The sequence below is a fragment of the Anabaenopsis elenkinii CCIBt3563 genome, from assembly GCF_015245355.1.
Taxonomy (GTDB): Bacteria; Cyanobacteriota; Cyanobacteriia; order Cyanobacteriales; family Nostocaceae; genus Anabaenopsis; species Anabaenopsis elenkinii.
Map to the genome: position 1 here is coordinate 2,052,772 of NZ_CP063311.1, position 23,052 is coordinate 2,075,823.

Here is a 23,052-nt window from a genome sequence, read left to right on the forward strand (position 1 = left end):
CATCATTTCGTGATCTTCGCTATCTGACCATTCAAAGTTAATAGATTAATCATGTTGATTCAGCTATATTTAATAATGCATATCCGCCTGCGCCAGGTGCTGGCAAAAAAATCATGTAGGGGCGGACAGCAGTCCACCCCTGTAACAACTAGGTGATACCAAAGAAAATCACTAAACCCAAAACCGCCCCAAAGATAATCAAGGCATAGAATTGAGCGCGACCATTTTCCAGGTACTTCAGACCTTCACCACTAACGAGGGTGAAAAAGCCGGTAAGATTAACAGCACCATCAACAACGCGGAAGTCAACTTCCATCACTTGTCGAGCTAGACGACGCAAGCCCAGAACAAAGACACGATGGTAAATGTCATCAAAGTACCACTTATTCAGGGATAGCTCATAAAGAGATTTGATTTGAGAAGCGATCGCCGCCGGGTCGATTTTACCCCACAAATACATTAGGGAAGCCAAGGTAATGCCGATTAAAGAAATACCCACAGAAGCACCCGCCATGATGTAAAACTCCGTCGGATTAAACTCAGCGGCTTTTTCTAGAACCTCCGTAATGGTTTCGCTAGGGGGAAAAATAAACTCCTCAAAGTAGTTAGCGTAGGGTGTTCCCACCAGACCTATCAGAATCGAAGGTATAGCTAAAACAGCCAGAGGTAAAGTCATCGTCCACGGTGATTCATGGGGAGTACTGCTGTGATGTCCGTGGGAGTCATGGGCTGCTAATTCTCCTTGTTTCATCGCCCCTGGTCCAAAATTAGGCGCTAGTGCAGCCGAATCCAATTCCTGGAGGATGGGGGTGGCAGCTTTTTTGAGCTTATCCTTGATTTTCTGATCATTACCCCGGAATTTGCCTTCAAATGTCATGAAGTACATTCTAAACATATAAAAAGCGGTAATACCGGCAGTTAACCAGCCAATTAACCACAGAACTGGACTAGCTTCAAAGGCGTTACCGAGAATTTCATCTTTTGACCAGAAACCAGCAAAAGGTGGAACCCCTGAAATTGCCAAGCAACCAATCAAGAAAGTAATCCCGGTGATGGGCATATACTTTCGCATCCCTCCCATCAAGCGCATATCCTGGGCTAAGGCGGGGTCATGACCGACAACCCCTTCCATACCGTGAATCACCGAACCAGAACCTAGGAATAACATCGCCTTAAAGTAGGCGTGGGTCATGAGGTGGAACAAGCCCGCACTGTATGAGCCTAATCCCATAGCCATCACCATGTAGCCTAATTGGGAGATGGTCGAATAAGCTAGACCCTTTTTGATGTCATTTTGAGTGATGGCAATGCTGGCACCCAAAAATGCCGTAAATGCCCCGGTAAAGGCAATGACATTCATGGCGGCTGGAACGTGTTCAAATACCGGATACATCCGGGCAATCAGGAACACACCGGCTGCTACCATGGTGGCGGCGTGGATGAGGGCAGAAATGGGGGTAGGTCCTTCCATGGCATCTGGGAGCCAGACATGGAGGGGGAATTGGGCGGATTTGGCCACTGGCCCTAAGAAGACTAAAATCGCCAACAGGATGGCGAGAAAGTTGCTCACAGAACCAGTTTCTACCAGTTGCGCTAGGCGATCGCCCATCACGCCAAAATCAAAGCTTCCCGTAGCCCAGAATAGTCCGAGGATACCCAGTAATAAGCCGAAGTCTCCCACGCGGTTGGTCACAAATGCCTTTTGACAAGCATCTGCTGCCGCTTTACGGTCGTACCAAAAGCCCACCAGCAGGTAAGAACACATCCCCACTAGTTCCCAGAATATATAAATCTGCACCAGGTTGGGACTAACTACTAGACCCAACATCGAGGAACCGAACAGGCTGAGATAGGCGTAAAACCTGACGTATCCAGGGTCGTGAGCCATATAGCCATCGGTGTACACCATGACTAATAAAGCTACGGTGGTGACAATCACCAGCATTAGGGCTGTTAGGTGGTCGATAGTGTAGCCCATACTCAAGTGAAAATTCCCAGCTGCTGCCCATTCTAGGGTACGCAGGTAAGGCGCGTGTCCTTGAATTTGGCTCCACAGCAAGGCCAGGGAGAACGTCATTGCTGCTCCCATCAGGGAGATGATGACTACAGCGTTAATTTGCCGCAGGCGGTTTGTCACTTGATTTAAAGAAATTAACCCTAAACCAACCAGCATTGCGCCTAAAAGCGGAAATACTGGAATCAGCCAGGCATATTCATAGATTACTTCCATCACTGATGCTTACTTTTAGAATTCTAATTTGGGGTAACTGTTAATAATTGTGACACACACCCTTGAGGATAAAATACCCCACCGGAAGCTGATTGGGCAGGGTAATTAAGCATGGTTTTATATTTGATCAAATGACTACCAAGGAATAAAAACTGGTTAATGGCGTTATATCTCACCAGTAACTAATCCTGAAAACCTTATTTATGCCGAGCGACATTCCATGTCTGCTGTGGTAACAGCATTGTATGTTCTAGAACGGTTGTTATAAGTAAGTTTAATTTCTTCTAAAGCCAGGCGTAAATCTTCTTTACTGCTGAAACCTTCTAGACGTTGCCTAATTATGCCATTTTCCACTAACAGTAAAGTTGGTAGTGTCCTGAGTCTATAAGTATTAGCAAGTTTAAAATTATTATCAGCGTTAACCGCTACTAACTTGATTTGCTCGCCACATTGAGCATTAAATTGCAACAACAGAGGGTGAATCAGGCGACACAAGCTGCACCACGGTGCTTCAAAATTTACTAAAACAGGAATGGGAGATTGTAAAACTTCTTGTGTAAATGTCCGCTCACTAACCGACAACACCATGGCGCCTCTTAAATTATAAGGTTTTGATATTAAACTAGCTATCAGGAGCAAGAATTTCCCAGCCAGTCATTTCCTCGAGTTGCTTTAGGAAAAACATACACTTTTACCACCAGTCGGGACAGGTATACTGTGGATATTTTCACCTGTCCACTGCCAATCTTTCCTGTGCGGTACAGGAGTTTTGACTGCTGTGTTATTATTTCCCTCGCACAGGCATTTAACTCGTCTAACACCCAGAGAAAATATCAAACTGACGGAGCGATCTCCCTCTGAAAGCTATTAAAGTTCATACTACATTGATTTGGCAGCAGTTGATCAGCAGAAATTGCTATTGACTGGTATTTTATTTTGATATTTGAGAGAGTCTCAAACTACCATTGTATTTTGCTGGTTGCTACCAGTAACAGGGGGTGAGCCCAAGACAGCAAACCTATAAAAATTGCTACTCCTAAGTAGGCAGGGCGGATAAATTCCTGCCATTTGATAGATTGACGACCATCCAGAATTGCTTGGAAAGGAATAATGGATGTCCGTTGTTTGACGATTTCAAAGGCTTCTCCATAGCGTGCTGCTAGCCGGCGATCGCCATGCCAAACACCAAATAAGTGATGCAATATTAAGCCCAGGGAAGTAACCACGGTAAAGCTAGTTCCTAGCCAGAGGGTATGGGCTAAACACCAGATAATTTGCCCCACCATCTGGGGATGGCGGGTAATACGAATAATTCCTGTCTCGTAAAGGTGAACTTGGGGCTTTTGAATGGCGGCGATTTCTAGTAAATTGAAGGTAGCAGGATACAAAAAGAAAAAGGAAATTGCTGATAATACCCAAACTCCTAGCCTCACCCCTGGTACTGCCTGTACTAGCCACAGCTGCAAACCATCATACCGATGATTGAAAAAGTAAATAATTAAGATTACAGCTAAGGGTAAACTAACTAATGCAAAACAAATGCGATAAAGCCTCGGTCCGATGTGTTTTTCTGCCCAAGGACGCACAGCTGCTCCCCCACTGTGAGCGATCGCGAAACTTATTTGTAATCCCAACATCACAAAATGACTGGGAGTAAGCCAAGAGTTCAGCATTGTATACATAGGTGAAGTAATTTAACAAAAAGTTAACTCAGTACAACCAATACCACAAAATTTTCCACAGGAGACTTTACTCAGGGTGTTGTGGTACTGTGTTTTTCGAGTCAAGCCTTCTTGAAGATGTAACAAAACAAGCGAGGGTGACAAGCTCAAAAACTTGATTCACTAGTCAATTGTCACCAATTATTTATCTTTGGTACATATACCGCCCCTTATGGGGAGAAAAACTACGTAGCGGTTTGATTGATTTGTTCTCCAAGCTGCTCCTTTTAAAATTGTGGGTTGAGCCTTATGTCTGACCTTCCTTTCACTTTAGATCAGTTACGTATCCTTAAGGCGATCGCCGCCGAAGGGAGTTTCAAGCGTGCTGCTGATAGTCTTTACGTCTCCCAACCTGCTGTGAGTTTACAAGTGCAAAATTTAGAACGACAGCTGGATGTACCTTTATTTGACCGTGGAGGTCGTCGCGCACAATTAACCGAAGCCGGACATCTACTCCTAAGCTACGGTGAAAAAATTCTCAGTTTGTGTCAAGAAACCTGCCGCGCTATCGAAGATTTACAAAACCTCCAAGGCGGTACTTTAATTGTTGGCGCTTCTCAAACCACCGGTACTTACCTGTTACCGAAAATGATCGGTATGTTCCGGCAAAAATACCCAGATGTGTCAGTGCAATTACACGTCCACTCTACCCGGCGAACTGCTTGGAGTGTTGCTAATGGACAAATTGATTTGGCGATCATAGGCGGTGAAGTTCCTGCGGAATTGGCAGAATCTTTGGTAATTATGCCCTACGCCGAGGATGAACTAGCCCTGATTTTACCGATATTCCATCCCTTTGCCAAACTGGAAAAAATTCAAAAAGAAGACCTATATAAACTGCAATTCATTGCTCTAGACTCCCAATCAACTATTCGTAAAGTGATTGATCAAGTACTAATCAGGTCTGATATTGATACCAGACGGTTTAAGTTTGAAATGGAACTAAATTCCATAGAAGCCATCAAAAATGCCGTGCAATCAGGCTTGGGTGCTGCCTTTGTCTCTACCTCAGCCATCGCCAAGGAATTACAAATGGGTGTACTACGATCTACCTCCATTGAAGGTGTGGTTGTCAAGCGAACACTCTGGATGATTTTTAATCCTAATCGCTATCGTTCCAAGGCTGCAGAAGCCTTTAGTCAAGAAATTCTACCTCAGTTTGCTACTCCAGAATGGAATAAAGATATGTTAAAAATATCACAACCCAAGTTAGGGTTAAATACCCTGGATGGAGTTAATACTAACTCTTCTGAACCAGTCTAACATCTAGTTATGAATCTCTTGTCACCAGTATTTTTAACTTGAGGATGTAATTTCCTAAAATTTATGGGTGAGGAAATTATAATTTATGATTGAGAGCAAGTAAATCAATCTATTGATGGCATAACAATGATAAATTACAAAAAGTCAAATGAAAGTTTACTGTACTCGTCCGACTTGCCCTCGCCCACAAAACTATTTTGCGGATTTGGACGATATTAACACCCTGAAAACAACCCAACAAAAATATTGTACTACCTGCGGTATGCCCTTACTACTAGATGGTCGATATGTTCCAGTTAAGTTACTGGGAAGAGGGGGATTTGGTACAGCATTTTTAGCAAGAGATCGCCGCATACCAGGAATGCGTCAATCCGTAGTAAAGCAGTTTCAACCGGCGGGAAGTTTATTACCTACTCAATTGCAACAAGCACAAAAGTTATTTGAGAGAGAAGCAGAAGTTCTAGCGCAAATAGGTAGTGAACACGAGCAAATACCTGATTTATTTGCTTTTTTCCCGGTAATAGTTAATAGTTGGCAAGGAGGACACCAAGATCAGTTTTTTTACTTGGTACAAGAATACATTGATGGACAAAATTTAGAGGAAGAATTGGCTCAGAAGGGTAAATTTTCTGAACCAGAAGTTTTAGAAATACTGCAAGAAATTCTCAAGGTTTTACAGTTCGTACATGATAGAAGTATCATTCACAGAGATATTAAACCTTCTAATATCATGCGTCGTCGTGATGGTAAACTCTTTCTCCTGGATTTTGGGGCTGTGAAGCAGGTAACAAATGCTCCGGGAGGCTCTAATGCTTCCACTGGTATTTATTCCATGGGATTTGCACCACCTGAGCAAATGGCGGGTAACCAGGTCTTCCCGTCTACAGACTTATACGCTTTGGCTGTCACTATCCTGAACTTGCTGACAGGTAAAGAAGCAAATCAACTATTTGATGCCTATACTAATCAGTGGCAATGGCGCTCTTTAGTTAGGGTGAGTCCTCGCCTGGCTGATATTTTAGATAAAATGCTCTTACCTGCTGCTAATCAACGCTTTCAGTCTGCCAATGAAGTAATTATAGCTCTTGCTCAACCATCAATTACCCCAACTGTTACACCCAAATCTCAACCAGGGAAAATAAAACCTCGGCCCAGTTTTTCTACGTGGGAATTATTGGCTGGAGCAGCTTTTAGTGGTTTTGAGGGTGCATTAATAGCGATCGCTCTCAATAGTTTCTTGGGCAGTGCTATCATCACTGGGGTAATTTGTGCTGTGCTCTTAGGTATAATAATATTCGCCCAAACTAGACGGTGGATTGAAAAGCATGATTTATTATTGATTCCGGTAATTACCTTAGCAGTTATTATTTTTGTTCCCTTTTTACAAGGGGGAATTGCCATTTCACAAATAATCTTGCTAGCGGTTGCTGGTGGTTTAGTAGCTATTGCAGTTACATCTATATATCGCATTATTTATCAAATATTATCTTTAATATTTAACAAGAATTAAAAGTTGACCTACACATCTAATTTCTTTCACCATTGCCCACCGCGACGCATAAATAAGTTTATTTATAAATCAACCCCAATTCTTATTATGTCCCAGAAAAATGAAACTACCCTACTTGTTTTTTCCCTGCTGATCACATTGGGGTTATTAGGTGGTATTTTCTGGTTTTTTGACATCATCAGATTTTCCCAAAATCAATCCGGTGCAGAGCGGATTAGTTTTGGAGAAACAATTTTGAATACTGGTGAAGTGACTCCTGACAAAAAAGCGGGAGTACAAGCAATAAGTGAGAGAAATTATACCCAAGCGATCGCAAGTTTAGAAACATCTTTAAAACTCAAGCGTAACGACCCCCAGGCACTGATATATTTAAATAATGCCCGCATTGGTGCTGCTAAAAGCTATAGTATTGTCGCCTCAGTCCCTGTAGGTAATAATCCCAATGCTTCCCTAGAGATTCTACGCGGTATCGCCCAAGCCCAAAAGGAGGTGAATACCTCCGGGGGTATTAAAGGCGTACCTTTAAAGGTAGGGATAGCCAATGATGATAACAATCCTGAGATTGCTCAACAAATTGCTGCTAGCCTAGTTAAAAATCCCGATGTCTTGGGGGTAGTTGGTCCTTATAGCAGTGACACTACCTTAGCCGCAGGTACTATTTATGATGCTGGGAAACTGGTAGCCATTACTCCTATTAGCACTTCGGTGAAAATTTCTAACTTTAGCCCCTATATTTTCCGCACAGTACCTAGTGATTTTATCGCAGCTAGGAGCTTGGCTAATTATATGGTCAAAAACTTGCAGAAAAGACAAGCTGCGGTTTTCTTTAATTCCCGGAGTGATTACAGCCAGTCTTTAAAGTCGGAGTTTGTATCATCTGTGTTGCTAGAGGGTGGACGAGTATTAGGTGAGTTTGACGTGTCCCAGGGAAATTTTAGTGCTGCTAAAAGCCTACAACAGGCTACTGGTGAAGGTGCAGAAGTGCTGATGTTAGCAACTGACACTGAAAGTTTAGATAAAGCACTGCAAGTGGTTCAACTTAACCAGAAACGGTTAAATGTACTAGGAGGAGATGATGTTTATAGTATTAAAACATTAGAAGTGGTGGGAGAGGCAGCCTTGGGGATGGTGGTAGCAGTTCCCTGGCATATTTTAGGCGATCGCCAGTCAGATTTTGCCCAAAAGTCGAGGGATTTGTGGGGTGCTGATGTTAGTTGGCGAACTGCCATGGCTTATGATGCCACTGTAGCGCTGATTGCCGCATTAGAAAGAAATCCTACACGTTCGGGGGTACAACAAGCACTGACCGCGTCTGATTTTTCTCCTACTGGGGCTTCTGGTGCGATTCGATTTTTACCTTCAGGCGATCGCACTGGGCCTATACAACTAGTAAAAGTAGTTCGTGGTAACCGTTCCCGGACTGGCTATGACTTTGAACCGGTACGGTGAAACATCATAGAAGATGAGGAAAACTTTTTCCACAGCAGAAATTTTTGCCCAGGCGAGTTGAGTGGTCTTAATGTGGTTTGTACAGCCACGACCACCCCAGCCCAGTCTTAATTAACTTAATATTCCCGGTAATATATACTACATTTTTGCTACTGACCCTTGCTATTGGGAAGCAAGGGCAATAGATTGCTCATTACCAAGAACATTGATTTTCACATTACCCAATTGATCACAATCTGTTTGTGGTTGTCAAACAGATTGCTCAAAGCCAGGAAGTAGATATTGCTGACTCTAACTTGCTGTGGCTTTTGTTCATCAGCTGTGAAATGGCTTTCAGTTGGCTCGATTAATCGACTCTGCAGGTAAGCAAATGAGATTATCTCCCTGGGTGAGGATTAAGCCCCGTTGACGCAACTTACCCATCAAGCGAGTCACAGTCACACGAGTTGAACCGATGGCGCTACCAATTTGGGCATGGGTGAGGGGGAAGGGCAGACAATAGCCACGAATCACATCGGGGTCAGTTTCACTCATAGCCGGTTCTCCATATTCCTCAATCAATAGTGTCAGGAATCCTAAGAGTCGGTCAATGGTGCGGCGCTGTCCCAAAGCACTCAGCCACAGTAATTTACGTTGGTGCTGATACCTAAAGGCATCCATGACTTCACGGCGGAAGTGAGGCCAGTTGTCTAAATCGTGCCAGTACATCCACAGCACAGCTGTTTGGTCAACATGGGCGTATGCTTGGAGGGTGAATGGTGACTGAGCCACAATTTCAAACGGTTGTCCCGCGCCGATAAAACCCAGGAAGGCTTCTTCTGGAGTTCTATTAATGCGTCGAGAAGTGAGCTGACTGGCGGTGGCACTAACTTGTGCTGTTCCCACCATGCGAATTGCGCCCCTTTGCACTAAGTACAACAATCCAGGTCGAGCTGGAATACGTTCATCTTTGCTAAAGGTGCGGCACCGGTAGTGTTCTTGAGCCCAGTCAAGAATCCGTTGCCAAGTCAAGAAAGGCCGTGATGCCTCAGAAAAAGAAGATGGAGATTGCATAGGTAACAAAGAGCGTTTGGCTGAATACAAAGACGTAGTAAAAAGGTGCAAGGAGTGTCTTTGTGTCGGCAGACTAGGCCTAACGCCCAACAGCGTCAGCCATACAAAGAGCGGAAAAGCAGTTAGTTTGCACTCCACTCTTTTGTTATACTTCCTACTGTACAATGATTGTAGTAAAGTTTACTGACAGTTCATCGAAAATTCATCAAATTTTATGCTACTCTCATTTTTTTGCATCAAGTTTAGATTTCTATCTTAGGGTAGATGACGAAAATATACAAATATGTTATGGATACCCTGTGAGTACAAGTGTATATAGTTCAAATTTACTAGTGGGCACAGAAATATCAATTAAGGCTTTAATATATCGTTACATATTATATATACTCAGTCTTTGTAATTTTAGTGGTGAATTCCTCCCGATAGCAAGTAGAAAATTTCCTCTTTATCAGGGTAAAGATGATAGTCGAGTTTTATATATTTCAGGTTTGGCGCTCCAGTTGGCAAAATCTGATCATCAAACAACGATGGACATCGCCAGTGAAATTACCTCTGGTTTATCAGCAATGGGGGGCGGTGTGTTTAAGGTGGAAACAATTCCCCCTGGTTGGATTCATTTGGAGTTAACTGATCGATTTTTAGCTGCTTGGTTGCAAAACCTTGTAGTTACGAGTTTAGGGGGATGTGGGGAGATGGAAAAGGGCAAAATTACCTTGTTAAAGCCCTCCAGCTTATTTATGATTCAATATGCTCATGCACGTTGCTATTCATTGGTACGGCTAGCTGACCATGAAGGATTGATTAAACTCAAGGAACCCCATCAGCCTAACCTGACTAGTCTGGTAGCCGTAGAGAACATACCTTGGCTCAATCATGAGGAAAAACTCCGCTTCACTCACCCTGCAGAGGGTCGTTTAATAAGTAAGTTAGTAGAGGCTGTAGATTGCTTAGAGTCTAGTGGTACGCACAATTGGGGAAAGGTGGCTCTGGACTTAAGTCAAGCTTTTGAGGCTTTTTGGTGCAGGTGTCGGATTTGGGGAGAGGTGAAAATTGCTTCCCCGCAACTAGCCCAGGGCAGAGTGGGACTAATTATGGCTACTCAGTCTGTGTTGAGGTGTTTACTTGTAGATAAACTGGGAGTTTTTGCTCCTGTGGAGTTATGATCACTTTGGCTGCAAAAATTCTTTACTAAATCTTTATAATTCCGGGGAAAAATACCGAGTTTTGCCGAAACTATTGACTGATGTAGTCCCCTCAGTTATATTTACAGGTGTGTGAGGAGCGAACCAGTAAAGGCACCGAGACGAAACACGGCCAGTCGTCGGTGTCTTTTCTGATTTTACGCAGTTTTAAGAGAGTAGAAATTTGTTGATCGCACTGACTACCCCATCTTCCTCTACAGTAGGGGCTACCCATTGGGCGACAGCTTTTACACCTGCTGGGGCGTTACCCATAGCTACACCGATACCAGCATATTGCAGCATTTCCAAATCATTAAAGTTGTCGCCAATAGTCATGACGTTGTTGCTTTGTAAGCCTAGCAATTCTTCTGCTAGGTAACGAACTGCAGTTCCCTTATTAACTAAGGGGTTGGTTGCTTCAAAGAAGGTAGCAACCGAAGTTGTGAGGTAAAGTTCCGCCGGTGTATATTGACGGCGTAAATCACCTAATAGCTGGTTAATCACCTCTGTGTCCTCAGACAAGGCTAATATTTTTGTGGGTTCATTGCTGAGAACTTGGCGTAGGTCGCCCACAGGAATTGGCGCAATACCAGAACGTTTTGCATAGGTTTGAGTTTCTTGGCTCAACTCTCGCACGTACAGCTGGTCATTAATATAGAAGTGGACAGATAAATGCGATCGCAGTTGCGGTTGTTCAAAATAATCTAGTAGTTGGTGTGCGATTTCTCTGGAAACAGACCAATGGCGATAAATTTTCTGACTAGCTGGGTCCTGAATCCAAGCGCCTTGATAAGCCATCAATGGTAGAAGACAGTTAATTTCTTGGTGGAAGCGTAAAGCTGAACAATACATCCGACCAGTGGCGATGGCTACGTGAATTCCTTTGGCTTGTACCGCTGCGATCGCTTGCTTTACGGGTACACTTAAGGTGTTAGACTCTCCAGAAATCGTACCATCTATATCTAAAACCAGTAATTTAATGTCTTGTGTAGCCAGAGCCTGATTACCAGCGGATGTTAAATCAGAGGTAGGTCCCTTGTGCATAAATTCCCCATTCAGGTTAAAACTCCCAGTATGAGGTTAGCAGGCTCTAGGACTTCATGGGGAGGTAAAATAATATAGCTATGTCTGAAACTGTCAACACAACCAGTCCCACCTTCATCCTCGTAGATGGACATTCCCTAGCTTTTCGTTCTTATTTCGCCTTCGCCAAGGGAAAAGATGGCGGACTGCGGACTAAAGCGGGAATTCCTACTAGTGTATGTTTTGGCTTTCTTAAATGTCTGTTAGAAGTCATCGCGACACAACAACCACAAGCCATGGCCATCGCTTTTGATTTGGGTTTACCAACTTTTCGCCATGAAGCTGATGATACTTATAAAGCTGACCGTCCAGGAACACCAGAAGATTTTGTTCCTGATTTAAAAAATCTGCACGAATTGCTAGGAGGGTTAAATTTACCCATTTTCACCGCCCCTGGTTATGAAGCGGATGATGTGTTGGGAACCATAGCACAAAAAGCTACTGCTGCTGGGTATAAGGTGAAAATCTTAACGGGCGATCGCGATTTATTTCAACTCATCGACCCGGCCAAAGAAATCACTGTTTTAAATTTTAGTCCCGATGCTCTCAAACGCTCTACAAACGGTATCACTGAATTTAGTACAGCAGAAGTTAAAGAGAAATTAGGTGTATTACCTACACAAATTGTCGATTTTAAAGCTCTCTGTGGTGATAAATCAGATAATATTCCCGGTGTCAAGGGTATTGGGGAAAAAACTGCCGTACAGCTACTTATTACTTACGGTTCTCTAGATGAGATTTATGCAGCAATAGATGCAATTAAAGGCGCAACACAGACAAAACTATTAACAGGTAGAGAAGACGCGCAAAAGTCGCAATACTTAGCAAAAATTGTTTTAGATGTTCCCCTAGAAATTAATTTAGAAGATTGCAAGTTAACAGGATTTGATATCAGTATTCTCACCCCTATTTTAGAAAAGTTAGAATTTAAAAGCTTTCTAGGTAAACTTAACGAACTTCAGCAACGTTTTGGTGGGGAAATTACGGACAAATCCCCCACCACACTCGATGAAAATGATGATGTGTGGTTTTTTAGTGCTGCGGACACAGCAGCATTATCACCAACAATTAACTCACCCATTCAACCACGGATAATTAAGACCTCATCCCAACTTAGGGAGTTAGTCCAGTTATTACAAAAATTTACTGACCCGAAATATCCTGTTGCTTGGGACACGGAAACCAGTGACTTAGAACCAAGAGATGCTCAATTAGTAGGTATTGGTTGCTGTTGGGGAACCGCACCGGATGAGTCAGCTTATATTCCCCTGGGTCATAGAGAAGGGGAAAATTTACCTAAAGATGTTGCCCTCACAGTACTAAGCCCGATATTATCAAGTGCTCAATATCCCAAGACCTTCCAAAATACTAAATTTGACCGCTTAGTTTTCCGCAACCAAGGAATTAACTTGGTGGGAGTAGTATTTGACCCTATGTTAGCTAGTTATGTTTTAAATCCAGATACTAGCCATAACCTCACTGATTTAGCATTGCGTCATTTGGGATTAATCTTAACTAACTATAATGACTTAGTTCCCAAAGGTAAAAATATTGGGGATCTAGATATTACTGCGGTGGCTAATTATTGCTGTTTACAAGTTTACGCCACATGGCAACTTGTGCCTAAGCTCCGTCAGGAATTAGAAAAAACTCCAGCTTTACATAAGTTATTGCTAGAAGTTGAACAACCCCTAGAAGTAGTTTTAGCGGAGATGGAATATACGGGTATTTGCATTAATTCTGTTTACTTGCAAGAACTTTCCCAGGAATTAGAGATAAATTTAGCTAAATTGCAGGAAACAGCGATTACCATAGCTGGAGAAAAATTTAATTTGGGTTCTCCTAAACAGTTAAGTCAAATCTTATTTGACAAATTGGGCTTAAGTACCAAATACTCCCGGAAAATTCCCACCGGTTACTCTACCGATGCTGGGACTTTAGAAAGACTCCAAGAAGTTGATACAACTGGCTTTGTTAATGCCATTATTGAATATCGTACCCTATCTAAATTAAAGTCTACTTATGTAGATGCTTTACCAGCGTTAGTGCGTCGGGATACCCAACGGATACACACTGATTTTAACCAAACAGCAACTTCCACAGGTCGATTATCTTCCTCTAATCCCAACTTACAAAATATCCCCATTCGTACAGCCTTTAGTCGCCAAATTCGGAAGGCTTTTTTACCAAAATCAGATTGGTTGATGGTGTCTGCAGATTACTCTCAAATTGAGTTACGCATATTAGCCCATTTGAGCCAGGAGCCGATATTATTACAAGCATATCAGCAAAACGAAGATATTCATACAGTAACGGCTCGTTTGGTATTTGACAAGGAAGATATTACATCAGAAGAACGGAGGATTGCGAAAACTATCAATTTTGGGGTAATATATGGTATGGGGTCGCTAAAATTTTCCCGTTCTACAGGGATAAATAAAAATGTTGCTAATGAGTTTATTCAGCGATTTAATGAACGTTATCCAGCTGTATTTGCTTATTTAGAAGGGTTAAAAAAACAAGCGATCGCTCAAGGTTATGTAGAAACTATTCTAGGTAGGCGGCGGTATTTTGAGTTTACCAATAATAGTTTACGCCAATTAAAAGGTAGCAACCCAGACAACATCGACTTGAGTCAATTAAAAAAATTGGCTGCTTCCGATGCGGGATTGTTACGTTCTGCTGCTAATGCCCCAATTCAAGGTTCTAGCGCTGATATTATCAAAATTGCCATGGTGCAACTGCATAAAATTTTGCCAAAGTATCAAGGGCGGTTATTATTACAAGTTCACGATGAATTGGTGTTTGAAGTTCCTCCTCAGGAGTGGGAAGAATTGCAACCACAAATTAAGTCGGTGATGGAGAATGCTGTTAATTTAAGTGTTCCGTTAGTGGTTGATGTCAGCGCGGGTGATAATTGGATGGAAACTAAGTAATTACAGCTACAATGATTGACCATGACCGTTTATTCTAGGAACTACTCACCACTTTTTTTGTGGAGTTCCTAGAATTATTCTTACCTGAAGTTGTAACTTATGTAGAAGGAGATTCTCTAGAGTTCTTAGATAAAGAAGTTTTTACCGATGTCACCGCAGGAGAACGTTATGAAGCTGATTTAATTGTCAAAGTTAGATTTCTAGGTAAAGAATCTTATTTTTTAATTCATGTAGAAAATCAATCCTCTAAACAACCAAACTTTGATAAGCGGATGTTTCGCTACTTCTCCCGGTTATACGAGAAGTTTGATTTACCTGTGTATCCGGTGGTTTTATTATCTTATGACTCGCCAAAAACCTTAGAAACTAATATTCATCAAGTCACATTTCCCCATAAAGTGGTTTTACAGTTCCATTATGATGTTATCCAACTAAATCAACTCAACTGGCGAGATTTTGTGCGTCAACAAAATCCGGTTGCGAGTGCATTAATGGCGAAAATGAATATCGCACCAGCAGAACGCTGTCAAGTTAAATTTGAGTGTTTGCGTCTGTTGGCGACGTTAAAATTAGACCGAGCGAGAATGCGGTTAATTTCTGGGTTTATTGATACATATTTACGTCTGAGTCCACAGGAGCAAAAACTGTTAGAAGATGATATTGCTAGCATGGAACCAAGGGAGCAGGAGGTAGTTATGCAAATAGTTACAAGTTGGATGGAAGAAGGTATTGAGATAGGAAAGCAACAGGGAATTGAGGAAGGGAAATTATCTTTAGTCATGCGTTTACTTCCCCGAAGAGTGGGTATGCTAACACCGGAGTTAGAAGCAATGGTTAAGCAGTTATCTGTGAGTGAATTGGAAGATTTAGCTGTAGCTTTGTTAGATTTTACCTCCGTGGAGGATTTAACAGCTTGGTTACAACAAGTTCCTATTAGCAGTAATGATTAGATGGGGTGGGGGTGGGTTTGAATGCTCTGGTTTAATATCTTGATTGTTTACCCTCAATGATTTTAATCTCTTCTGCTGTTAAGTTGTAGAGTTGATAAACCACTTGGTCTATTTCTGCTTCTAATGGGGTTGTGTCTGCTTGGGGGTCTGCTTGTTTGACGGTGAGAATTTGCTCAACTATTTGTTCTAATAATTTATGCTGTTTTTTTGTAGCTGTGGGTATGGGTATTTGAGAAACGTACATCGGCTTAAATTCTATAAATCCTCCTTGCCTTGTTGCTGCAATTTGTTTAATATAAAATTGTGTGATTTTGGAATTTAAAATCGCCAATATGTGTTCATTTTCGGGTGAAACTACTAAATTGGCAGGTGCAGAAAGATAAAAGCCTTGTTTGGCAATAGCAAATTGTGGTTTTGTCGCCAAATTTCCCCATATAATCTTAGGTTGCTCAAATTCTTCCCAGTAAATACAAGAGCGTAATTCCCAAAAGAATTTACCCTGGTCGCATCGCTTAATTAATGATTTCCTAAATTGCTCAAAATATTGATAAATTCCCGGATATGTTTTAGCAAAAATTTTATCGGCTTCTTTTTGGGATTTATCAGACCAAGGATGTTTTTTATTTTCTGAAGATTCTATTTTAATGAGATACAAATCAGCAAAATTAACACACCAACGCTTAACATCTCGACCGCGTAAAAAAGGCTTCAACACCTCAGCAGAAGAAGGATGCTCATTAATCAATCTATCACGGGTAACGCGATCCACCACAAAAGCCTGATTAAATCCTGTCAAAATCCCACGGTAAAACCTACCCTTGACATATTCCCCTAAAGGCTGACCAATATTGCGTAGCTTCCCCAGTAATTCCAACACCTGAGAAGATTCTACCCTCCACCCATCAGGTTTTAAATTCTCCTGGGGAATTATCAAACCCTCCTCATCCAACACCCGGGGAAACTGGACTATATTTTCTTCTATAGCTCTATCCCAATATAACGCCCGTACCTGATTACCCTCAGATTGTAACTTACCTAAAGCAATAATACTCGGATAGGCGATCGCCTCCTCAAACACCGGAAAATCACCAAAATCAATTAAATTATAAATTGTAGTTTTCTGTGTTAACAGTCCCCGCAACCTTTCCCCATAACCAGCGCGAAAATACTTATTAGAAGAAATATAAGTTAAATGACCCAGTGGTTTTAACAACCTTAAACCCAGTTCATAAAAATAGACAAATAAATCAGCAGTACCCACATAACACTCATAATTTTGTTGTAAAGTCCCCTTTAGCTCCTTAATTTCCTCCTGTCTAATATAAGGAGGATTACCAATCACCACATCAAACCCCAGAAACACACCCTGGTCATCCAACACCTCCGGAAACTCAAAGCGCCACTCTAAAGAATTTTCATAAATCTTACCGCTTTCTATCTCCTCAATTTCCGCCCTTAACTGGGAAATCTCATTATTTAACTTGACAATCTTTTTCTCCCGCGCCTTCTTCTCCCCCTTCGTCTCCTCAAACAACAAAACCTGATTTTCTAAATTATAAACCTCACCCTCCAACCCTCTTAACTTCTGTTTATTCCGGTCTATTCCTTGTAGTGTATTCTTTAAATTCCCCTTAATATCATCAATCAACCTTTCCATCTCCCGCTTCTGCTGCTTATTTTCAGCATGGCGATAAATTTGGACAGCATGGCGATAACCATCTATACTATATTTTGTCTTCTTCAAAGCTGGTCGTAAATCACCATCCAACGCAAAACGACTAATCAAAGAATTACCACACTTAATATTAATATCAATATTTGGCAAAGTTTCCAACTGACTGTAATTACCATCAGCTAGATAATAAGCATTTTTTAACAACTCAATCCACAACCGCAAACGACAGATTTTCACCGAATTAGGATTAACATCTACACCAAACAAACACCCCTCAATAATCCTCTGTTTTTCATGAAACAGCGCCTCCTGTACCCGTTGACTTTCCTTACTTTGGGGATTATACTCAAACAACAAACCATCATCATCAGTCACAACTAACTCATCATTCACCACCTCAACTTGATAATCTCTTAAAGTTTTCCCCTGTCTATCCAACAGGATTTTTAACTCACTCTTCACCGCAATCACTTCATTCAGAGCCGAAACTAAAAAATGTCCCGAACCCACAGCAGGGTCACAAATCTTTAAACTATTAATAACTTGATTAGCTTCCTGCTTATCCCTAATTTCCTCATATAATTGGTCAATATCTTGACAATTCCACCCCTTAACCTGATTAAACTTCTGTACCACAGCGCGGCGAATTGTTTCCCGACACATATACATAGTAATGAAACCGGGAGTAAAGAAGGAACCATCTTGATATCCGTTAATCTTCTCAAAAATCAAACCCAGTACAGAAGCATTAATTAATCTCTTATTCTCCTCCTGGATATCTTCGGAACCTTCACTACTAAAGTCATACGCATTGAGAAATTCTAGCAAATACTCTAAAGTCCTGATTGACCCTGTACGTTTCTTCCCGTTACTATCCTTTAAGACCGTAGCATCAAAAATATTTAGATGCTCATCGGTGAGGTTGCTCATAAAAATAGTTATCTGTTCAATATCTGTAGGTTCAAACAGGGAACTATTTAAATAGGGAACATGGGTAAATATCTTTTGTAAACTTGGCGTTCTTTCCCCTGGTAGACGCGCTAGCACACTAAAGAACAGACTATTTAAATCGTCATAATTCTTAACTTTATCTAAATTCAGGAAGCCAAAGGATGTATCATGTTTATGGTAGCGAATTAATTGTGCTTCTAACAGTTTGAGAAACAGAATGCGATTAATCCAAGTAATTGCTAGTTCTAAAGCAATATTAAATAGTCTATCTTGCTCAGTTAGTCCAAATTGCTCTGGCTTTTCTATGCGGGAGATTTTATCTAAACTGTCAAGTTGGGAAATTGCATTTTCAATCAGTGAACCGGGATTTCTGCTACCTGCTTTTTGACGCTGGATGAGTTTTTTACCACCTTCCTTAGTTTCTGTTAACCCGATGATATGTAATAATTCACTATAAAAACCTTGATCAAGGGTGTTGCTATCGTTTTGATTTCTGTAGGGTTTAACTTTGAGGAAGGCTTTATTTAATGCTTGTCTGGGGAGAATTTTAGTCATTTGTAGCTCAGGTTACTATAAAGACTGATTGTAAAACTTGTATAGCTCGGGTGGGTTGCAGATGTTAGGTTTTACTAAGCCTCAAGCTAAACTAGTTTAATACTTAGGTTAATTATATACTGTAATTTAAATTATTAGTAGCAATATTACTTAGGGGAAGAAAAATCTTCCCCTGTGTTGAGTAGTAATTTACTGGGAGGGAACGCGACAGAATTTGCGATCCTTATCATGTTCAGGATACAGCCAAGAATAGGCGAAATGGCTGACTCCTGGTAATTGGGGAGCAAATTGGCGCAGTGCTTCCATTTGTACTTCTAGGGATGGACGATTACTCATTGAGCTTCCCCAAGTTCCAGCTAAAGCCGGAATCACCTTTGTTCCTGGTGGCGCAGCATCCAAAACTCGCTGCACTTGCTGGACAATGCAGCTAGCAGTACCACAAGTAGCATAGGACATAGGATGCCATTCTAAAGAGTTGGGAAACCTATCCCAAGGTTGCAAGCGGGAATCATAGCCTTGTCCTATGGTTTGATTACCATCAGGAAAAAATACTACACCAGCAGGTATTCCTTGTTGCTGGGCTGGGTAAGCAGCTAAGGAAACAAAATCTAATATACCTTGCATGGCGTGAGCAACTGCTAGTTGCCATAGTTGCCATTGTAACAGTGGTTGTCTCTGGCTAGCAGAGGGTCTTGATTCTGTTTCTACTGGTTGGGGAATGCGACCTTGCCACATAGGCTCAGTTTCATCAGTATGGAGTTGATCGAGTTCATTAATATCCCCTGCGGTGATATATCCTCTGGCTATAAAACGGCGAATTAACTCTAATCCTTTGTTATTCTGCGCCCGACGCAATAAAGCAGCTTGAGTCGCCGGACTAAATAGCCATAAATCAGAGACTCTGGTAGCCACCGAATCAGGTCCTTCTTGTCGGGGATACCGGACGTAATCAAATAACACCCCATCGGGTTTGCGGCGTACTACTTCCTGTACCATTTGGTAGAAGTCCTGTTTGGCCTGTAAGTTGTAAGGATCAACAAATACTTGAGAATTATTATCTGTGACTTCTAAACTGGTTTGACCTTTACCATTACGGGCGATCGCATCTTGTCTGTCTGGACGCAGGGCGTAAGTATAGCCGAAATTCTTGGTAAACATCCAAGCGTAAACTTTTAAACCACGTTCTCGCCCCTTTTGAATGGCGGTAGCCATTAAATCGATATTTTCCGCCCCTGGGGTGCGAATTGCGGAAGGCCAAACGGTGGGATTATTTGCCGCTGGTAATAATACCTGCCCGTCATAGAAGACTTCGAGATAAACTTGATTGTAGCCACGGTTAACAATGCGATCCATGACCTGCTCAATTGCTCCAGGCTGAATATCACAGGGATATAAACGTAACCACACCGCCTGTACCTGCGGCCAAGTGCGATCGCGACAATTTTGTAACTCCTGTCCATGTTGTTTCACTAATTGTTGGTAGCGTTTCTGAGCATCTTGATTGCCTTTGAGTGCTGCTAAACGCAAGTCTTCTTTGGCTTTTGCTGCTGCGGCTGATAATTGGCAATACTGTCTTAGCTGCGCCTTTGCAGGTTGGTTACTTAGGGGAGAAATTAACAGAGTACCGGTAAAAATGGTCGCTAACACACAGCGCCAAAATAAAATTGTTTTTTCTAAGGTAAAAGCAGAATTAGACATATGTGAAGGTAAAACCACTGAGTCATGAAGCCTAATACAAATAATTCTTAGAAAGAGGTATATAAAATGATACCTTTTCAGCAAAATTAGGCAGTTTAGCTATTTGAGACTGCCAAAGTGGTATTGATGTTGCCAAATTTTTAATAATTTTGCACTATAGCCCATTAATTATAGGGGTAAGGGCAGTTAATTAATAACAGCTTATTTGATCCAATCTCAGTATGAAAGGGTTACCCCTATCTGTGATAGTAAAAAATTGATCATATTTGAAGATATTTTACTCACTGCTATTCTTGATACATAGGTCAAGAGTCAAAGACTGAGAACAAAAATTAGGACTCTGGACTTTTGACTCTTAACAATCCCACAGGTAATGCTTAAGCACCACGCTTCACGGCGGACTCGACCCGTTGTAACTCTTCCTCTAATCGATTTTTGAGCTTTTGGGGTACGGGGCGATTGGGATAAGAACTATAGTGTCCAGCTAGGGAATTAAGAGCTGTTCGCATAGTTGTAAAGGAACTCAGACCGGAAACAGACTTAACCCTTTGATAGCGAGCGGAAAAATCGTTGATTTTTTGACGTGCTTCAGCTTCAATAGCTGCTTTGTTGGGGGAATCTTCTGTTACTTCCAGGGCTTGTTTCATAATATTGACTACAGCCAAGGTATCTTGAGGATAATCCCCTGTTAAACTGTCTCGACTCCCGGAACAGCCCATGAGACCGATGGTGACAACTAAAACCAAGGCTAGTAGACGCGACCAATAGCGCTTCATATCTTTGTTAATTCAATAATACATAAATCAACCTCTATCCTATCCTGTATTGGTATCCGGGGGGTAATTTAGAGGAATCAGCAATCAATTAAGACGTGTAACTAATTGTAAATTATTTGCTTAAACAGAGTAAATCTTACTAAATCCCGCTAGACTAAAAGTAGTTGATTTAATGAGGCTTTGATGCAACATGTCACTCCCAAGGAAGCAGCTAAAATCCTTGGTGTCCATGTCTCCAGTCTCAGGAGATGGGAAAACGAAGGCAAGCTTAAAGCAATCCGTACACCAGGCGGTCAAAGGCGGTTCATCCTCGAAGAAGTCGAAAAAATCGGCGGAATACCCAGGAAAATTAAAACTATTTGCTATGGACGAGTATCGACTCATTCCCAGCAAGACGATTTGCAACGACAACTTGAACACTTACGCACAAGATACCCAGAGGCTGAAATTATTTCAGAAGTTGGAAGCGGACTCAATTTTAAACGGAAAAAATTCCTCGCAATTCTGGAACGAATCATCGACGGCGATATCCAACGTGTTGTCGTTGCCCATCCTGACCGACTTGTCCGATTCGGATTTGAATTGGTTAGGTGGTTATGCACAAAATTTGAGTGCGAACTCGTGGTTCTCAATGACCGCAAGCTCAGTCCAGAACAGGAACTCGTACAAGATATGCTGTCGATCATCCACTGTTTCTCTAGCAGGTTATACGGGCTTAGAAAATACAAGTCAAGCATCAAAGAAGACTTACAAAAAGAAGTCGCGTCACAAGGAATCGACAAAGCAGTCACCGAACAGTGTATTGAAAATCAGGCTATTTCCTAGCAAGGAATTACATCGAGTCTGGAAGCGTTGGCTTGCTGCTTATCGTTATTACTTCAATCAATGTATCAGTTATCTTCACAATAATTACGATACTCAAGTCAGAGTAATTATTGATCAGAAAACTAGCACAGAAAAAGAAGTCAAGATATCTGCTGAGGAGTTAGATAAAATAGCTCAAAAATTGGATGTACCGCCATGGGTTAAAACCTTACCAGGGCATCAACGTCAAGAAGCTTGTTTTGAGGCATTTGATGCCTTTAAACAGGCTCGCACTCAAGGTGGTAGTGCGAAATTTAAAAGCTGTAAATCCACAAGTCAAACTATCCAATTCAAAGTTGGTAATTTCAAAAATGGTACTTGGTATCCGCGCACAACAAAAGGTTTAGGTTTTACGACAATTGGTCAAACTATTCCTGAACAATGCGAATATGGCACAGAGCTTGTTTACCGTCGTGGTAAGTGGTTTGGTTGCTTTCCTGAATATAAAGAAACTGTACCTACTGGCAGTGATAGGGTAATAGCAGTAGACCCTGGTAATCGCACTTTCTTAACTGGTTTTGATGGGGAGAATGTCTTAGAAATTGCAAGGGGAGACATCGGACGCATACAAAGATTGTGTCAGCACCTTGACAATCTCATCAGCCGTTCTACCAAAACAACATGCCGTAAACGTAGAAAGATGCGTATTGCTGCTAATCGTGTCAGAGAAAGAATTCAGAATTTAATTAAAGATTTGCATAACAAAGCTGTTAACTTGCTTGTTAATTCCTACAAGGTAATTTACTTACCAACCTTTGATTCTAGTCAAATGGTGATTAAAAAACGTAGCGGGAAGAAACGCAAAATCAACAGTAAGTCTGTACGGCAAATGCTGACTCTTTCCCATTACAAATTTGAGCAACATCTTAAACAAGCTGCACAAAGAAAAGGTGTAATAGTGGTTCTTTGCAATGAATCATATACATCAAAAACATGTGGTAACTGCGGTCATGTTCACCATAAATTAGGTGGACACAAAATTTTTAAATGCCCACATTGCGGAATTCAGGTCTATCGTGATGTGAATGGCGCACGCAATATTTTATTGCGTGCTTTGCAAGCAACTGCCTTTACCGTGACCCATGATTCTATCGTGCTTTCTGAGGAGTCAGAATTGACGGATGCCGTAGTTAATCTAGTTTAATCGCTTCGATTAG

The 23,052-nt window shown here is 41.6% G+C and carries 16 protein-coding genes; 8 read left to right on the forward strand and 8 right to left on the reverse strand.

The window, feature by feature from the left end:
- Positions 1-148 precede the first annotated feature (148 nt).
- The 3 genes from IM676_RS09070 to IM676_RS09080 form a co-directional block, all read right to left on the reverse strand.
- Entirely contained in the window at positions 149-2,230 is a 2,082-nt protein-coding gene (locus IM676_RS09070; RefSeq protein WP_200989877.1) for an NAD(P)H-quinone oxidoreductase subunit 5, read from the reverse strand.
- Positions 2,231-2,431: 201 nt separating this feature from the next.
- Positions 2,432-2,818, reverse strand: a complete 387-nt coding sequence (locus IM676_RS09075; RefSeq protein WP_200989878.1) for a thioredoxin family protein — start codon at positions 2,816-2,818, stop codon at positions 2,432-2,434.
- A gap of 371 nt (positions 2,819-3,189) precedes the next feature.
- Entirely contained in the window at positions 3,190-3,903 is a 714-nt protein-coding gene (locus tag IM676_RS09080; RefSeq protein ID WP_200989879.1) for an NnrU family protein, read from the reverse strand.
- A 297-nt stretch (positions 3,904-4,200) separates the two neighbouring features.
- Here IM676_RS09080 and IM676_RS09085 point away from each other — a divergent pair, with 297 nt between their 5' ends.
- From IM676_RS09085 to IM676_RS09095, 3 genes are all read left to right on the forward strand, one after another.
- Positions 4,201-5,214 (forward strand): LysR family transcriptional regulator, encoded by a 1,014-nt coding sequence (locus IM676_RS09085; protein ID WP_200989880.1) that lies wholly within the window; start codon positions 4,201-4,203, stop codon positions 5,212-5,214.
- A gap of 148 nt (positions 5,215-5,362) precedes the next feature.
- A complete protein-coding gene (locus IM676_RS09090) occupies positions 5,363-6,724 on the forward strand; it encodes a serine/threonine-protein kinase (RefSeq protein ID WP_200989881.1) in 1,362 nt (453 codons plus the stop codon).
- Positions 6,725-6,811: 87 nt separating this feature from the next.
- The gene (locus tag IM676_RS09095; protein ID WP_200989882.1) at positions 6,812-8,173 is read left to right on the forward strand and encodes an ABC transporter substrate-binding protein; all 1,362 of its coding nucleotides are present in this window, start codon (positions 6,812-6,814) and stop codon (positions 8,171-8,173) included.
- A gap of 333 nt (positions 8,174-8,506) precedes the next feature.
- Here the strand turns inward: IM676_RS09095 and IM676_RS09100 are convergent, their stop codons facing one another.
- Positions 8,507-9,226: a Crp/Fnr family transcriptional regulator gene (locus IM676_RS09100; RefSeq protein WP_200989883.1), complete on the reverse strand. Its 720-nt coding sequence runs from the start codon at positions 9,224-9,226 to the stop codon at positions 8,507-8,509.
- A 299-nt stretch (positions 9,227-9,525) separates the two neighbouring features.
- On the opposite strand from IM676_RS09100, the gene IM676_RS09105 reads away from it, so the two are divergent.
- Positions 9,526-10,389 carry a DALR anticodon-binding domain-containing protein gene (locus tag IM676_RS09105; protein WP_225880481.1) on the forward strand — a complete coding sequence of 288 codons (864 nt, stop codon included), beginning with the start codon at positions 9,526-9,528 and terminating at the stop codon, positions 10,387-10,389.
- Between the two features lie 186 nt (positions 10,390-10,575).
- On the opposite strand, the gene IM676_RS09110 is transcribed toward IM676_RS09105, so the two are convergent.
- Complete coding sequence (locus IM676_RS09110; RefSeq protein WP_200989885.1) at positions 10,576-11,451, reverse strand: Cof-type HAD-IIB family hydrolase; 876 nt, start codon at positions 11,449-11,451, stop codon at positions 10,576-10,578.
- An 80-nt stretch (positions 11,452-11,531) separates the two neighbouring features.
- Between IM676_RS09110 and polA the strand changes: the two genes are divergently transcribed.
- Complete coding sequence (gene polA, locus IM676_RS09115) at positions 11,532-14,426, forward strand: DNA polymerase I (protein ID WP_200989886.1); 2,895 nt, start codon at positions 11,532-11,534, stop codon at positions 14,424-14,426.
- A gap of 59 nt (positions 14,427-14,485) precedes the next feature.
- Positions 14,486-15,376, forward strand: a complete 891-nt coding sequence (locus tag IM676_RS09120; protein WP_225880482.1) for a DUF4351 domain-containing protein — start codon at positions 14,486-14,488, stop codon at positions 15,374-15,376.
- Between the two features lie 31 nt (positions 15,377-15,407).
- Here the strand turns inward: IM676_RS09120 and IM676_RS09125 are convergent, their stop codons facing one another.
- From IM676_RS09125 to psb27, 3 genes are all read right to left on the reverse strand, one after another.
- A complete protein-coding gene (locus IM676_RS09125) occupies positions 15,408-18,557 on the reverse strand; it encodes a class I SAM-dependent DNA methyltransferase (protein ID WP_200989887.1) in 3,150 nt (1,049 codons plus the stop codon).
- Between the two features lie 189 nt (positions 18,558-18,746).
- Complete coding sequence (locus IM676_RS09130; RefSeq protein ID WP_200989888.1) at positions 18,747-20,255, reverse strand: family 10 glycosylhydrolase; 1,509 nt, start codon at positions 20,253-20,255, stop codon at positions 18,747-18,749.
- A gap of 377 nt (positions 20,256-20,632) precedes the next feature.
- The gene (gene psb27, locus IM676_RS09135; protein ID WP_200989889.1) at positions 20,633-21,031 is read right to left on the reverse strand and encodes a photosystem II protein Psb27; all 399 of its coding nucleotides are present in this window, start codon (positions 21,029-21,031) and stop codon (positions 20,633-20,635) included.
- Positions 21,032-21,211: 180 nt separating this feature from the next.
- Between psb27 and IM676_RS09140 the strand changes: the two genes are divergently transcribed.
- Together IM676_RS09140 and IM676_RS09145 are read left to right on the forward strand one after the other, a co-directional pair.
- Positions 21,212-21,856 (forward strand): IS607 family transposase, encoded by a 645-nt coding sequence (locus IM676_RS09140; protein ID WP_449658003.1) that lies wholly within the window; start codon positions 21,212-21,214, stop codon positions 21,854-21,856.
- Positions 21,834-23,039: an RNA-guided endonuclease InsQ/TnpB family protein gene (locus IM676_RS09145; RefSeq protein WP_200989891.1), complete on the forward strand. Its 1,206-nt coding sequence runs from the start codon at positions 21,834-21,836 to the stop codon at positions 23,037-23,039. Before IM676_RS09140 ends, IM676_RS09145 begins: the two co-directional genes overlap by 23 nt.
- The last annotated feature ends 13 nt before the right edge of the window (positions 23,040-23,052 follow it).